14 protein-coding genes are annotated in these 13,881 nt (G+C 58.9%); 4 read left to right on the top strand and 10 right to left on the bottom strand.

The window, feature by feature from the left end; genetic code table 11:
• Positions 1–10: 10 nt before the first annotated feature.
• From WD429_RS08645 to WD429_RS08605, 9 genes are all read right to left on the bottom strand, one after another.
• Positions 11–1,186: a benzoate/H(+) symporter BenE family transporter gene (locus WD429_RS08645; RefSeq protein WP_368421774.1), complete on the bottom strand. Its 1,176-nt coding sequence runs from the start codon at positions 1,184–1,186 to the stop codon at positions 11–13.
• 126 nt (positions 1,187–1,312) lie between these two features.
• Complete coding sequence (locus WD429_RS08640; RefSeq protein ID WP_368421773.1) at positions 1,313–2,665, bottom strand: MFS transporter; 1,353 nt, start codon at positions 2,663–2,665, stop codon at positions 1,313–1,315.
• Positions 2,666–2,711: 46 nt separating this feature from the next.
• Positions 2,712–3,491, bottom strand: a complete 780-nt coding sequence (benD, locus tag WD429_RS08635; protein ID WP_368421772.1) for a benzoate diol dehydrogenase BenD — start codon at positions 3,489–3,491, stop codon at positions 2,712–2,714.
• Positions 3,488–4,516, bottom strand: a complete 1,029-nt coding sequence (gene benC, locus WD429_RS08630) for a benzoate 1,2-dioxygenase electron transfer component BenC (RefSeq protein ID WP_368421771.1) — start codon at positions 4,514–4,516, stop codon at positions 3,488–3,490. Before benC ends, benD begins: the two co-directional genes overlap by 4 nt.
• Before the next feature lie 42 nt (positions 4,517–4,558).
• On the bottom strand, positions 4,559–5,050 hold the full coding sequence (gene benB / locus WD429_RS08625) for a benzoate 1,2-dioxygenase small subunit (protein WP_368421770.1): 492 nt from the start codon (positions 5,048–5,050) through the stop codon (positions 4,559–4,561).
• Positions 5,047–6,423 (bottom strand): Rieske 2Fe-2S domain-containing protein, encoded by a 1,377-nt coding sequence (locus WD429_RS08620; protein WP_368421769.1) that lies wholly within the window; start codon positions 6,421–6,423, stop codon positions 5,047–5,049. Before WD429_RS08620 ends, benB begins: the two co-directional genes overlap by 4 nt.
• A gap of 32 nt (positions 6,424–6,455) precedes the next feature.
• The gene (gene catA, locus WD429_RS08615) at positions 6,456–7,397 is read right to left on the bottom strand and encodes a catechol 1,2-dioxygenase (protein ID WP_368421768.1); all 942 of its coding nucleotides are present in this window, start codon (positions 7,395–7,397) and stop codon (positions 6,456–6,458) included.
• A 95-nt stretch (positions 7,398–7,492) separates the two neighbouring features.
• Positions 7,493–7,783, bottom strand: coding sequence for a muconolactone Delta-isomerase (gene catC / locus WD429_RS08610; RefSeq protein ID WP_368059114.1), 291 nt, complete (start codon positions 7,781–7,783; stop codon positions 7,493–7,495).
• Between the two features lie 14 nt (positions 7,784–7,797).
• Entirely contained in the window at positions 7,798–8,922 is a 1,125-nt protein-coding gene (locus WD429_RS08605) for a muconate/chloromuconate family cycloisomerase (RefSeq protein WP_368059112.1), read from the bottom strand.
• A gap of 106 nt (positions 8,923–9,028) precedes the next feature.
• On the opposite strand from WD429_RS08605, the gene WD429_RS08600 reads away from it, so the two are divergent.
• Positions 9,029–9,931 (top strand): LysR family transcriptional regulator, encoded by a 903-nt coding sequence (locus WD429_RS08600; protein WP_368421767.1) that lies wholly within the window; start codon positions 9,029–9,031, stop codon positions 9,929–9,931.
• Between the two features lie 203 nt (positions 9,932–10,134).
• Here WD429_RS08600 and WD429_RS08595 read toward each other — a convergent pair whose 3' ends face one another.
• A complete protein-coding gene (locus WD429_RS08595) occupies positions 10,135–10,914 on the bottom strand; it encodes an IclR family transcriptional regulator C-terminal domain-containing protein (RefSeq protein ID WP_368421766.1) in 780 nt (259 codons plus the stop codon).
• A gap of 198 nt (positions 10,915–11,112) precedes the next feature.
• Between WD429_RS08595 and WD429_RS08590 the strand changes: the two genes are divergently transcribed.
• The 3 genes from WD429_RS08590 to pcaF form a co-directional block, all read left to right on the top strand.
• Positions 11,113–11,928 carry a CoA transferase subunit A gene (locus WD429_RS08590; RefSeq protein ID WP_368421765.1) on the top strand — a complete coding sequence of 272 codons (816 nt, stop codon included), beginning with the start codon at positions 11,113–11,115 and terminating at the stop codon, positions 11,926–11,928.
• The gene (locus WD429_RS08585; protein WP_368421764.1) at positions 11,928–12,713 is read left to right on the top strand and encodes a CoA-transferase subunit beta; all 786 of its coding nucleotides are present in this window, start codon (positions 11,928–11,930) and stop codon (positions 12,711–12,713) included. Before WD429_RS08590 ends, WD429_RS08585 begins: the two co-directional genes overlap by 1 nt.
• Positions 12,714–12,724: 11 nt before the next feature.
• Positions 12,725–13,881: 3-oxoadipyl-CoA thiolase (gene pcaF, locus WD429_RS08580; protein WP_368421763.1), on the top strand; the 1,157-nt coding region annotated here is incomplete at its 3' end.

Here is a 13,881-nt window from a genome sequence, read left to right as displayed (position 1 = left end):
CATCCAACCATCATTTTCTGCCGGCACTGCCGTTCAATACGAGATAGCAGCCATAGCCAATGACCACCCCCCAGAATGCCGACGACAACCCAAACAATGACATGCCAGAGGCAGTCACAACAAAGGTGATCAGCGATGCTTCCCGGTGGCTGGCGTCTTCCAGTGCCGCAGACAGGTTTCCGCCGATAGCCCCCAACAACGCCAGGCCCGCCAGCACCGCCACGAACGCCGCAGGCAATGAGGTAAACAGGCTGACAATGGTGCCCGCAAACAGGCCACCCACCAGGTAGAAAACCCCGTTAAACACACCCGCCACATAACGCCGGGACGGATCTTCATGGGCGTCCTTGCTGGTGCAGATTGCCGCCGTGATCGCTGCCACCACCGTGGTGATACCGCCAAAAAACGCCATGGGCAGCGACACCAGACTGGTAACCCCAATAATGGGCTTGGCTTTGACCGGATAACCGGCCCCCTGAATGATGGCCATGCCTGGCAGGAATTGCCCTGTCAGGCTGACCAGAACCAGTGGGATCGCCAGGCTCAGGGTCGATCCCAGCGTCCACTCTGGTTCGATAAATTGCGGTACGGCCAGGCTCCAGCGAACACCGGATAACGACGCTCCTTCAAGCACCACGGCCAAGACCACACCGGCAATCAGTAAAAGCACCAGGGTGTATTTAGGAAACAGTCGACGGAACACCACATAAGAGAGCAGCATGCCAATGGCCAGGGCCGGGGTGGATTCAATAGCAGTAAACGCACCCACACCAAACTGGAACAAAATGCCCGCCATCATGCCGGCGGCTATGCCTTTGGGGATAGCACGCACAAAGGCATCGAAGGTGCCGGATACGCCGATGATAAAGATAATAATCGCAGCGGTGATGTAGGCACCGATGGCTTCATTCAGGGACAATTCCGGGAACAGCGTCACCAGCAGCGCAGTACCCGGCGCGGACCAGGCGGTAACCACCGGTGCTTTCAGCCAGATAGACAGGATGATGCCGGAGATCGCCGCGCCCATGGAAATGGCCCAGACCCAGGACGTCATCATCTCGGTGGAGATACCGGCGCTGGACCCCGCCTGGAAAAAGATCGCCAGTGGGCCGGAATAAGACACCAGTACCGCCAGAAACCCGGCGACGATGGCGGGCACGGAAAGGTCTTTCAGAAATCTCGACATAAGCATGAATCCATTATTGATTTTATGATTCGTCTTAACGAAAAAGGGCCCCAGACGCTTGTGCGCCGGGGCCAAGAAGGGTCAGACTGACTGTCTACCCGTGGGTCGCATCAACGCTCCAATTCGTTACTGACTGCCCGTTGCCATACCGGCGTTTTGCATCGCGGGCTCCGTATCAAGGCCAAGACCACGACGGCCAACAAGTGCAATGGCCACCGTGGCGATGGCACCCGGCACCGCCAGTGCCAGGAAGTTCATCTGGTGTGGCAGCGCCATGGTCAGCAGCGCACCGCCCAGCAGTGGCCCGACAATAGCGCCGTTACGGCCGATGCCGGAGGCCCAGCCCAGCCCCGTGGAACGGATGCTGGTGGGATAATACTGGGCCACGTAAGCGTACAGCAGGATCTGAGAACCGATGGTGGTGGCACCGGCAATACCCACCAGCGTATACAGCACCCACATCGGGTTCTCATACCCCAGCAGCACCAGTGACCCCGAGCCCAGAATAAAGAACGCCACCAGCACCGAGCGGAGTGACAGGCGGTCCGCCAGCCAGCCGCCACCAACCGCACCAACAATCGCACCGATGTTCAGTACCATCAGGAACATCAGGCTGGAGGTCAGGGCATAGCCGGCGTTGGACATCAGTTTCGGCAACCAGGATCCCAGGGCATAGACCATCAGCAGGCAGCAAAAGAACGCTACCCAGAACATCAGCGTGCTCATGGCCCGGCCATCGCGAAACAATTCCAGCACCGGTGCCTTGCTGTTCGTGGTCGGTGGAACGGTCAATACATCCTGCTCTGTGATGTGCTTGAACGGAGCTACTTGCGTAAGAATCTTCCGGGCCTCGCCCTCACGCTTCTGGGCCATCAGGAAAGCGACCGATTCCGGCAGGAATTTAAGCATGAATGGCAGCATCGCCATCGGCACGACCGCCAGATAGAACATGATCTCCCAACCAAAGTTGGGCACAATCCAGATTCCCAGGCCAGCGGACACCATGCCGCCCACCGCGTAGCCACTGAACATCAGGGCCACCAGAGTACTCCGACGCTTCGCCGGTGAGTATTCACTCATCAGCGAGACCACGTTCGGCATGACGCCGCCAATGCCCAGCCCGGCAATAAAGCGCAGAATGCCGAACTGCCAGGGCGTGGTGGCAAAGCCATTGATCACCGTGGTGACGCTGAACAGCACCACACAGCCGATAATGACTTTCTTCCGTCCCAGCCGGTCCGACAGCATGCCGAAGCCCATGGCACCGAACATCATGCCAAACAGAGCGCTACTTCCGAGCAGGCCGGCCACGTATGGGCTCAGCTCCCACTGATCCATCAGGATGGGAAGCACGACGCCGTAGATTACCAGATCGTAGCCGTCGAAGATGATGATCAGGGTGCACCAGAAGAGCACCTTCCAGTGAAACTTGTTGAATGCGGCGTTATCAATAACGTCGTTTACGTCGATGTTTCTCATGATCTCTCACTTCCGCGTTTGTTGTTGTGCGGAGTTATGTGATTGGCTAACCCAAGTCGCCGCCTGCCACTGGCAGGACAGTACCGGTCATGTAGGAAGACGCATCCGATGCCAGGAACAGGATGGGTTCGGCCTGTTCATCCAGGGTTCCATAGCGGTGCATGAGGCTGTTGTCCGTGGTCTGGTCAATCAGCGTCTGGTACCACGCTTTTTCCTGCTCACTCTGCTCTTTGGCATTGCGTGGCGTCAGTCGCGGGGGTGCCTCGGTGCCACCGGGAGCCGCGGCATTCACACGGATATTGTGCGGTGCGTACTCATACGCCATATTCACCGTCAGCGCGTTCACGCCGCCCTTGGCCGCGCCATAGGGCACCCGCATCAAACCCCGCGTTGCCACCGACGACACGTTCACAATCACACCGCCTTTTTGCCCCAGCATGTAAGGCAGCACCGCGCGGCAACACCACAGGGTGGTGAACAGCGAGCGCTGGATTTCCTTTTCAATCTGCTCCGGCGTGTAGTGCTCGAACGGCTGCGCCCAGATGGTGCCGCCCACGTTGTTGATCAGGATGTCGATGCGGCCGAACTGCTTTTGCGCTTCCGCCATGGTGGTTTCGGCACCAGCCCAGGTTTCCAGGTTGGCCTGAACGGCGACGGCCTCGGCACCCTGGTCGCGCAACTCTGCGGCGAACCCCTGTACATAATCCGCGATATCAACCAGCAACAGCCTGGCACCTTCTGCGGCGGCCAACTGGGCCACACGTTTGCCGATGCCTTGGGCAGCGCCGGTAATCACCACGACCTTATCGGTGAAGCGATTTTTCATGCGACTTTCTCCTCCGCCCCGGGCACACTCGGGGTGAATTTCTCATAATGGAACGAGTGCGGCTGGATGTCCTTCTCACGGAAGAAGCTCAGCACGGAATCGACCATCGGCGGCGGCCCACACAGATAAACGTCCACATCGCCTTCATTCAGCGGCGCTTCCTCCATGTGATGAGTCACATAGCCCTTGCGTGGATGGTTGCTGTCTTTACCGGAGACACAGGTGACGTAGCTGAAGTTGTCCAGCTCTTCGGTGAAGCGGTCAAGAATGTCCAGACACACCAGATCATCCTCACTGCTGACGCCGTACACCAGATGGGTCGGCAGGTCGCAGCCGTTGGCTTTCATGTGCTCCAGCTTCGCCAGGAACGGTGCCAGACCGGTGCCACCGGCCAGCATCAGCACCGGGCGCTCGATCGGACGCAGGTAGAAGCTACCCATGGGGCCGGTCAGTTTGACCCTGTCACCGGTGCGGGCTTTGCCCACCAGCCAGGAGCTCATCAGCCCCCCCGGCACGTTGCGGATCAGAAAACTGAGTTCCCGGCTACCAGGCTTCGAGCTGAACGAATAGGAACGGGTTTCCTCGGTCTCGGGCACGCCGATATTGACGTACTGACCCGGCAGGAACGCGAGATCGTCGTCGGCGGTGATCTTCAGTTCAATGGACGTTGCCGAGATCAGATTGACCTCGGCAACGGTGCCACTGACTTCGGCGTTCCCGGTCTTGCACATGGAAGACGCAACCGGCACTTCCACCACACAATCACCGGACGGCACCATCTGGCAGGTAAGGACCATACCCTGCGCCACTTCTTCGTCGGACAGCGCCTCTTCCAGGTACTCATCACCCATGTCGAATTCGCCCTGGCGACAGGCACCCTTGCAGGTGCCGCAGACGCCATCGGAGCAATCCATGGGCAGGTTGATCTGTGACCGGAATGCGGCGTCCAGAACGGTTTCACCCTCGTTACAGGCGATGAAACGCGTCACGCCGTCTTCGAAGTTCAGTGCGATGTTGTAACTCATATTTGGCTCCCCACCAATCGGCCGTGATGTCCGGGCTTGGTATCAAAGGTGATAGATATCCATAACCTGATTGATGTAATCGTTGTTCAACACCATCTTCTTGTAAGTAATCAGTGGCTGTTCGCCGCTGACATCCAGGGTGTAGAAAGAGGTGCCAAAAAAGCTCGAGGTCTCGTTGTAACGCTGGTTCAGCGTGTGCCAGTTGAACCGGATTTCCATGGTGTCACCGTCCTGTGACAGGATTTCCAGGTTGCTGGTGATGTGCGTCGTACGGGGCTCCGGAAGGGAGCTGGCACCGGAACGCTCGGTCTTGATCCGGTGCACCCGATCTTCCAGGCCGTTGCGATTCGGGTAATAGATCAGCGAAATCTCACTCTGCGGATCTTCGGTGAGCTCATCGTTGTCATCCCACGCTGGCATCCAGTAGACGACGTCTTCGCTGTAACAGGTCAGCCAATCATCCCACTGGCGGTCGTCCAGTAATCTGGCCTCACGGAAAATAAACGCCTGAATGTCCTGGTAGCTAAAGCTCATGCTGAGGCCTCCTCTGACGTTACTGCGATGAAACGGGCACGCTCTGACTGAATGGCACGAGTCATCTCTTCCACCCAATGCTGGTGATGGTTGACATAGATGCCTTCGTCTTCCGGCTTGGCACCGCTCATGATCGGCTTCATGCCCAGCTGGTTAGCGTGGTCATCGGGGCCGTCAATCCAGTGCTTGGCACCACGACTCATATCGTTCCACTTGAGGCCTTCGGCTTCGTAGCCTTTCTGGCAGGCCCGGAACTCTTCCAGATCGTCAGGCGTGCCCATGCCGGTCACGTTGAAGAAATCTTCGTACTGGCGAATGCGTTTGGTGCGGTCCGCCGCCGGCTCACCCTTTGGTGCCCAGCAATAGATGGTGACCTCGGTCTTGTTGACCGAAATCGGCCGCAACACCCGGATCTGCGTGGAGAACTGGTCCATCAGGTACACATTCGGGTACAGACACAGGTTTTTGGTGGTGCGCACAATCGAGTCAGCGCGGGCCTCACCGAAGCGCTCCTCCAGCCGCTCCAGGTGACCGAACACCGGACGTACTTCCGGGTTGGTCAGGCGGGTCCACAGCATGATGTGGCCATTGTCGAAGGTGTAAAAGCCGCCTTCGGCCGACCAGCTCTTGGCGTCCACGGCTTCGGTGCCGCCTTTGTCGTAGTTGCGCTGGCCCATGGTGGACAGGTAGTTCCAATGCACGGTACCCACGTGGTAGCCATCGGCACCGTTTTCGGCGGTGAGCTTCCAGTTGCCCTCATAGGTATAGGTGGACGCGCCGCGCAGCACTTCCAGACCGTCTTCCGCCTGGTCGACGATGTTGTCGATGATCTTGGTGGTTTCCCCAAGGTGCTCATCCAGCGGCAGTACATCGCTATTCAGGCTGCCAAACAGGAAGCCGCGATAGGATTCGAACTTCGGCAGATGCTTCAGATCATGGGAGCCATCGGTATTGAAGTTGTCCGGATAGCCGCCTTTTTTCTGGTCCTTGGCTTTCAGCAAGGTACCGTCGTTACGGAAGGTCCAGCCGTGGAACGGGCAGGTGAAGGAGGTTTTGTTGCCCCGCTTCTTGCGGCACAGGGTCGCACCCCGATGTGAGCAGGTGTTCAGGATGGCCTGAAGCTCGCCATCTTTGGTGCGGGTGACCACCACCGGCTGACGGCCAACGGTGGTTGTGTAGTAGTCGCCCGGCTCGGGGATCTGGCTCTCGTGGGCCAGGTATACCCAGTTGCCTTCGAAGATGTGTTTCATCTCCAGGTCGAACAGTTCCTGGTCGGTGAAGATGCCGCGATCACACTGATAGCGGCCGGTTTCCGGGTCGGCCACTACGGCGTTGCGGACCTTGTCTGCGAGTTTTTCGAGTTTGCTGGTCATGTCGTTCACTCCGTCTTGTTCTTGGGTGGCGCTTACGCCGCGTCTGTTTCCAGCGCGCGTTGACGTGCATGGCGCTCCTGGAGCTCGGGCTTGTCGGTGGCCACCAGGGTCACGTTGAACTCAACCTCGGTAATCGGGCCGGTGACACCGTGCTTCGCACCGATTTCGGACTGATCCACTTTCTTGGCTTCCACCACCAGTTCTTCGCGGGTGGCGAAGGCGAAATCGCTGTAGGTGTATTCGTCGCCGGCAATGTTGATCTGGGTGGTCAGGTGCTTGTGGCCGGGTTTGGACACGAAATAATGGATATGTGCAGGGCGCTGGCCGTGGCGACCAAGCTGGTCAAGCAACTGCTGTGTGGAACCCTCCGGCGGGCAGCCGTAGCCAGACGGCATGATGCTCTGGGCAGCGTAACGACCCTCGCCATCGGTCTTGATGCGACGGCGCAGGTTGTACTCGCTCTGGGACTGGTCGAAGTAGGAGTAAGCACCGTTGGTGTCGGCGTGCCAGATGTCGACAATGGCGTTGGCCAATGGCTCGCCGTTCTCGTCGGTAACCTGACCTTTGATCAGAATCACTTCCGCGTCGTTGTCGGAGCCATCGTCCATACGGGCAAAACCATCGCTGATGGGCGCACCGGCAACGTACAGCGGGCCCTCGATGGTGCGGGGCGTGCCGCCGGTCAGTCCGGCCTGTTCGTCTTCGGCATCCTGACGGATGTCCAGGTAACGGTCCATGCCCAGGCCTGGAGCCAGCAGGGCCGCTTCACCGTTGGCACCCAGCTCGCCTACGTAGTAAACGGCGCTCCAGAATTCTTCAGGGGTGACGTCGAAATCCTCAACAATCTGGAAGATATCGTGCATCACGCGGTGAACAATCTTCTTCATTCGCTGGTTACCACCGTCCTGATCAAATCCGGCTACTTTTTCCAGCAGCTCCTTCACATCAGCGGTTTGCATGGTTTTAACGGTCATTGTTGGTCTCCTCGGTCTTTTGTTTTTGTTGCTCAAGACATCCCATCAGTTGGCAACAACGTGCTCTTCGGTCGTCGGTAGTGACGAATACGGGGTTAACGATCATCCTCATGAATCGAGGACGGATGACGGCATAGCGGCGCCACGGTAATGTCCATATAGGGGAACAGCGGAAGGTTGCTGACCAGATCCTGTAATTCAGTGTTATCTTCCACATCAAAGATGCTGACGTTGGCGTAGCTGCCTGCCACCCGCCAAAGGTGACGCCACTTCCCTTGCTCTTGCAGAGCCTGGGCGTACGCCTTTTCCCGAGCCTTGATGTCAGCCACAACGTCAGCTGGCATGTCGTGCGGGATGTTCACCTTCATTTCAACTTTGAACAGCATGTGCGTTTCTCCGTTTATTGGTCTTTGCGGCGATAGAAAGCGAGTTTGTCTTCGTCAATGTCGATGCCCAGGCCCGGGCCTTTGGGCAGGTCCACGCCGTTGTTATGGAAGTTCAGCGGCTTGACCACGATGTCGTCTTTCATCAGCAGCGGGCCGAACATTTCGGTGCCCCAGCGCAGGGTTTCCAGAGTGGACCAGGCGTGCAGGGCGGCAACCGTGCCGATCGTGCCCTCCAACAGGGTGCCGCCATAGAGGCCGATACCCGCCGCTTGCGCAACGGCCGCCTGTTCCAGGGCCCGCACCGGGCCACCGGCCTTGGCGATCTTGAGGGCGACGGCACCGGAAAAACCGGCGGCGGCAAGGCTGTACATTTCGCTGGCATCGGCAACCGCCTCGTCGGCCAGAATGGGGAGATGAAACTTCTGAGCCAGACGTACCAACGCGGCATAATCTTTCATCGGTGTGGGCTGCTCCACCAGATCAATGCCTGCAGCCTGTAATTCCGCCATGCCCCTGGCGGCGGTGGCTTCATCCCACGCCTGGTTCACATCAACACGGACACTGGCGGTTTCACCAACGGCGGCCTTGATCGCAGCCACATGCCGAACGTCGTCCATCAGCGCTCGTGAGCCGATCTTGAGTTTGAAATCACAGTGGCGCCCGGTTTCGATCAGGCCGAGAGCTTCTTCGATATCTTTTTCCGTGTCACCACTGGCCAGGGTCCAAAGCACTGGAATGTGCCCATGCACGGCACCGCCAAATAGATCGGACACCGAACAGTTCAGCCGCTTGCCCTGAAAATCCAGCAGCGCGGTTTCAATCGCGGACTTGGCCAGGTTGTTGCCACGGGTTGAGCGGTTTAACATTACCCTCAGGGTATTGATGTTATCCGAGGGCTGCCCGATCAGTTGCGGTTTGAAATAGGTGTCAATGGTAAGCTTCACGCTTTCGGGGCTTTCCGGGCCGTAGGCCAGGCCGCCGATGGTGGTGGCCTCACCCAGCCCCTCGATGCCGTCGGAATCCCTCAGGCGCACAATAACCATGGTCTGAACGCCCATGGTTGTCATCGAAAGCTTGTGTGGCCGGATGGTCGGAATATCGACCAGTATGGCTTCGATGGACTGAATGGTTGCGGACATGGGCTCTCCGAATCGCAAGTTAAAAAGGCTGTGATTCGAACAGTACGAAGTTTCACGGATATGAACCAATATTGATTAAGTACTAACCGATACCCTGGAGGTATGGATGGAACTGAGACACCTGCGGTACTTCGTGGCGGTGGCAGAGGAACTGAACCTGACCCGCGCCGCTGAAAAGCTGTTTATTGCGCAGCCACCGCTGACCCGTGCCATCAAACAACTGGAGGAGGAGGTGGGTGCCGATTTGTTCATCCGTAAACCCCGGGGCCTGGAGCTGACCACCGGCGGCGAGTATTTCCTGGAACAGGCACGACAGGTTCTCGACAAGGTGGCCGCGACCGTGAACGACACCCGTCGAATTGCCCAGCATCGCAAGACGGTGTTCTCCATCGGGTTCGTGCCCTCGGTGTTCTACGGGCAACTACCACTGATGGTCAGGCGGCTACGGCGTAACAAAAACCTGGAAATCATCCTCCACGAACTGAAGACCCGGGAACAGGTGGATGCGCTGAAAGCGGGCAAGATCGACATCGGTTTTGGCCGGGTGCGCATTGAGGACCCGGATGTGGACCAGGAGCTACTGTTTGATGAGCCCATGATTGCCGCCATCCCCGCCGGCAGCCCGCTGACCCGGCATCCACCATCCATGAAAGAGCTGTCTGAATGGCCGATGATCACCTTCCCCTCCGGCCCCGGCCCCAACTTCGCCGACCTGACCCAGGGCCTGTTCCACCGGCGGGGCTTACGCGTCAACGTGATCCAGCAAGTAAATGATGTGCAGACGGCGCTATCGCTGGTGGCGTCGGATATGGGTTTTACCCTGGTGCCGGAGCAGGTCCGGCGTTTGCAACGGGAGGGGGTGGACTACATGCCTCTGGAAGACGACAACATTACTGTGCCGGTGATCGCATCGCGGCGGCAGGGAGAGAATCCAAACGCGGTGATGCGGCTGGCCAATACCATTCTGGATGAATTGGTGGAGAACCGGCTAACGGGGCGGTATCCGTGAGAGAGGTGCGCCCTATACGTGGGCGGCGTGTCGGTTTACGAACCGCTTTGCGGTTCTAATCCAACCTACGGGGGACGTTGCGGATATGGTGTCGGATTACGGCTTCGCCTAATCCGACCTACGCCGGAATATGCAAACCTGTAGGTCGGATTAGCAAAGCGTAATCCGACAACGGAGCTAACCGGACACCGAAACTTTCCCACCTACTGCGTCGTCCGCCGCACCGCCTCGGCCGCCCTCTGCAAGCGCGGCAAATACACCCCCATCAGCGTTGCCATATCCACCCGCGCCGCGTTGGTGCTGATGTTGATCGCCCCCAGCAACTCGCCGTTACCCGCAAACACCGGCACCGCCACGGAGCGAAGCCCGGAATCCAGCTCCTGGTCCACAATGGAATAGCCCTGCTCACGGACTTTGATGATTTCATCCTTCAACACACCTGCACTGGTCACAGACGAAGCCGTAAACGCCTCAAGCTTTACCCTCGCCAGAAAGGCCTCCCGCTCAGCTTCCGACAATTGCGCCAGCAGCACTCTCCCCATGGACGTATAGGCCGCCGGTAACCGCGTTCCTACCGAAAGAGTAATAGCCATCAAGCGATGCCGGGCAGATGAACGCACCACGTACACCACATCATCACCGTCCAGCACCGCCAGCGAGGACGACTCCCCCAATTCGGCGGTGATGTCTTCCAGATATTGCTGGATCACCGCCCGGTACTGGTTCGATGCCTGGTAGGCGTAGCCGAGCTGCAATACCCGTGGAGTGAGCTCGAACTGCCGTCCGGTGCGCTTCACGAACCCCAGCGCATGGAGCGTGAGCAGAAAACGCCGCGCCTTGGCCCGGTCCATGTCCGTCCGTGCCGCCACCTCGCTCAGGGTCATGCGGGGATGCTCAGCGTCGAAGGCCTGCAACACGTCCAGCCCTGAAGCCAGGGCACCCACATAATCCCGGTCACCCGGCTTGAGAATCTGTTCGTCCATTCCGGCTCCTTCAGCGCCTTCGGAATTCCATATCAGCGCATGGTATCAGTTGGTTCGCACTCCGAACATCCGTGCAATTTTGCCAACTGGTGAATATTTGTACTTGACGACATCAAACCAATCACGCCATTATGTTCGCATATTAAACATATGTTCGTATATCGAACTTATCAAGCAAAGCACAATGGAGACACTTAAATGGCTGAATTCCTCTCCCTTCAGGAGGCCGTGAGCCGCCATATCAACAACGGCGACACGGTCTGCATGGAAGGCTTCACGCACCTGATTCCGTTCGCGGCGGGTCACGAAATCATCCGTCAGGAAACGCGTAACCTGACCCTGATCCGCATGACCCCGGACCTGATCTATGACCAGATGATCGGTGCCGGCTGCGCAAAGAAACTGATCTTCTCCTGGGGCGGCAACCCCGGCGTGGGTTCCCTGCACCGTCTGCGGGACGCGGTTGAAAAAGGCTGGCCCAACAAACTGGAGATTCTGGAACACAGCCACGCCGCCATGGCCTGTGCCTACGAGGCCGGTGCCGCCGGACTGCCATTTGCGGTCCTGCGTGGTTACGTCGGCAGCGATCTGCCAAAAGTAAATGACCAGATCAAATTCATCGACTGCCCGTTTACCGGTGAGCGATTGGCTGCCGTGCCCTCCGTGCGCCCGGATGTATCAGTGATTCATGCCCAGCGCGCCGACCGCAAGGGCAACGTGCTGATCGAAGGCATCGTTGGCATCCAGAAGGAAGTGGTGCTGGCCGCCAAGCGCAGCATCGTGACGGTGGAAGAAATCGTCGACGACCTGGACGCTGGCGTGAACGCCTGCGTACTGCCGTCCTGGGCTATCACCGCCATTGCCGAAGCACCGAAAGGCGCGAGCCCGTCCTACGCCCTGGGTTATTACGACCGTGATAACGCCTTCTACAAAGAATGGGACGGCATCGCCCGTGACCGGGACACTTTCCAGGCCTGGCTGACAGACAACGTATTCGAAAAAGGAGCTGCGTGATGAGTCTTGAATTTACCTCTTCGGAAATGATGAGCGTCACTGCCGCCCGCGCACTGACCAGCGACATGACCTGCTTCGTCGGCATTGGCCTGCCCAGCGAGGCGGCCAACCTGGCCCGACTCACCCACGCGCCCGATGTCACCCTGATCTACGAATCCGGTACTCTGCAGACCAAGCCGGACGTACTGCCGCTGTCCATCGGCGACGGCGAGTTGTGTGAATCCGCCCTGACCACGGTCGCCGTGCCGGAAATGTTCCGCTACTGGCTGCAGGGCGGGCACATCAGTGTGGGCTTCCTGGGCACCGCCCAGATCGACCGTTTCGCCAACCTTAATACCACCCTGATTGGCGATTACCGCGAGCCCAAGGTTCGACTGCCCGGTGGCGGCGGCGCGCCGGAGATTGCCACCAACGCGAAGGAAGTATTCGTTACCGTCAAGCACTCCAAACGCACCTTCGTGAAAGATGTGGACTTCGTGACCACCGTCGGCTTCGGCCGTGACGGCAAGGCCCGGGATAACGTGCCCAACATTGGCCGGGGCCCCACCGTGGTTATTACCGACCTGTGCATACTCAAGCCGGACCCGGACACCAAAGAACTGGTCGTCACCTCCCTGCATCCGAACGTGAGCCGGGAACAGGTGATTGAGGCTACCGGCTGGGAGATCCGCTTTGCCGATCAGTTGGCAACCACGCCCGAGCCGACCGCGAAAGAGCTGGACGTTCTGCGTGACTTAAAAGCAAGAACCGACGCCCACCACTCTTCATCGCAATCCGGCCAATAGTGAGGACTACCATGACTGACGTTTATCTCTGCCATCCCCGCCGCTCGGCCATCGGTCGTTTCGGCGGCACTCTGGCCGCCGTTCGCCCGGACGACCTCGCCGCTCACATATTTAAAGCGGTGCTGGAGCAAGCCCCGGAACTGGACCCGGCAGCCATTGACGAAGTGATGATGGGCTGCGCCAACCAGGGCGGTGAAGACAACCGCAATGTCGCCCGCATGTCTGCCCTGCTGGCCGGTTTGCCAACTTCCGTACCCGGCACCACCCTCAACCGACTTTGCGGCTCAGGTATGGACGCCGTCGGTACCGCTTTTCGCGCCATCCGCGCCGGTGAAATGGATCTGGTGCTGGCTGGCGGCGTGGAGTCCATGTCCCGCGCGCCCTATGTCATGGGCAAGGCTGACTCAGCCTTCTCCCGAAGCCAGAAGATTGAAGACACCACCATCGGCTGGCGCTTCGTGAACCCGCTGATGAAGAAGCAGTACGGCATCGATTCCATGCCGGAAACGGCGGAAAATGTCGCCGAGCAGTACAAGGTCTCGCGGGAAGACCAGGATCTGTTTGCCTTCCGCTCCCAGGAAAAAACCGCACGCGCCCAGAGGGAAGGTCGCTTCGCCGAGGAAATCGTGCCGGTGTCCATTCCGCGCCGCAAGCAGGACCCTTTGGTATTCGATACCGACGAACACCCTCGTGAAAGCACGCTGGAGAAACTCGCCACTCTGCCCACCCCATTTCGCGAGAACGGCAGCGTCACCGCTGGCAACGCCTCCGGCGTGAACGACGGTGCGGCTGCCATGTTGGTGGCCAGCGACAGCGCCGTGAAAACCCACGGCCTGAAACCGATGGCTAAAATCCTCGGTATGGCCACCGCCGGTGTGGAACCGCGCGTCATGGGCATCGGCCCGGTACCCGCAGTGCGCAAACTGCTGGCAAAACAGAGCATCAGTATTGATGATATTGACGTGATCGAGCTCAACGAAGCTTTTGCCGCACAGGGCCTGGCGGTTCTGCGTGACTTGGGCGTGGCCGACGACGATCCCCGGGTGAATCCCAACGGCGGTGCCATCGCCCTGGGCCATCCTCTGGGCATGTCCGGCGCACGACTGCTGCAGACCGCTGCCCACCAGCTGCAACGCAGCGGCGGCCGCTACGCCCTATGCACCATGTG

Source organism: Marinobacter sp., assembly GCF_040904845.1.
Lineage (GTDB): Bacteria > Pseudomonadota > Gammaproteobacteria > Pseudomonadales > Oleiphilaceae > Marinobacter.
Note: the sequence above shows the minus strand (reverse complement) of the source record. Positions and strands in the feature narration are given on the sequence as shown.

What these genes read in the sequence shown, in the direction of transcription:
- WD429_RS08645 (WP_368421774.1), bottom strand. Translation starts at nt 1,186, where the DNA reads ATGTCGAGATTTCTGAAAGACCTTTCCGTGCCCGCCATCGTCGCCGGG.
- WD429_RS08640 (WP_368421773.1), bottom strand. Translation starts at nt 2,665, where the DNA reads ATGAGAAACATCGACGTAAACGACGTTATTGATAACGCCGCATTCAAC.
- benD (WP_368421772.1), bottom strand. Translation starts at nt 3,491, where the DNA reads ATGAAAAATCGCTTCACCGATAAGGTCGTGGTGATTACCGGCGCTGCC.
- benC (WP_368421771.1), bottom strand. Translation starts at nt 4,516, where the DNA reads ATGAGTTACAACATCGCACTGAACTTCGAAGACGGCGTGACGCGTTTC.
- benB (WP_368421770.1), bottom strand. Translation starts at nt 5,050, where the DNA reads ATGAGCTTTAGCTACCAGGACATTCAGGCGTTTATTTTCCGTGAGGCC.
- WD429_RS08620 (WP_368421769.1), bottom strand. Translation starts at nt 6,423, where the DNA reads ATGACCAGCAAACTCGAAAAACTCGCAGACAAGGTCCGCAACGCCGTA.
- catA (WP_368421768.1), bottom strand. Translation starts at nt 7,397, where the DNA reads ATGACCGTTAAAACCATGCAAACCGCTGATGTGAAGGAGCTGCTGGAA.
- catC (WP_368059114.1), bottom strand. Translation starts at nt 7,783, where the DNA reads ATGCTGTTCAAAGTTGAAATGAAGGTGAACATCCCGCACGACATGCCA.
- WD429_RS08605 (WP_368059112.1), bottom strand. Translation starts at nt 8,922, where the DNA reads ATGTCCGCAACCATTCAGTCCATCGAAGCCATACTGGTCGATATTCCG.
- WD429_RS08600 (WP_368421767.1), top strand. Translation starts at nt 9,029, where the DNA reads ATGGAACTGAGACACCTGCGGTACTTCGTGGCGGTGGCAGAGGAACTG.
- WD429_RS08595 (WP_368421766.1), bottom strand. Translation starts at nt 10,914, where the DNA reads ATGGACGAACAGATTCTCAAGCCGGGTGACCGGGATTATGTGGGTGCC.
- WD429_RS08590 (WP_368421765.1), top strand. Translation starts at nt 11,113, where the DNA reads ATGGCTGAATTCCTCTCCCTTCAGGAGGCCGTGAGCCGCCATATCAAC.
- WD429_RS08585 (WP_368421764.1), top strand. Translation starts at nt 11,928, where the DNA reads ATGAGTCTTGAATTTACCTCTTCGGAAATGATGAGCGTCACTGCCGCC.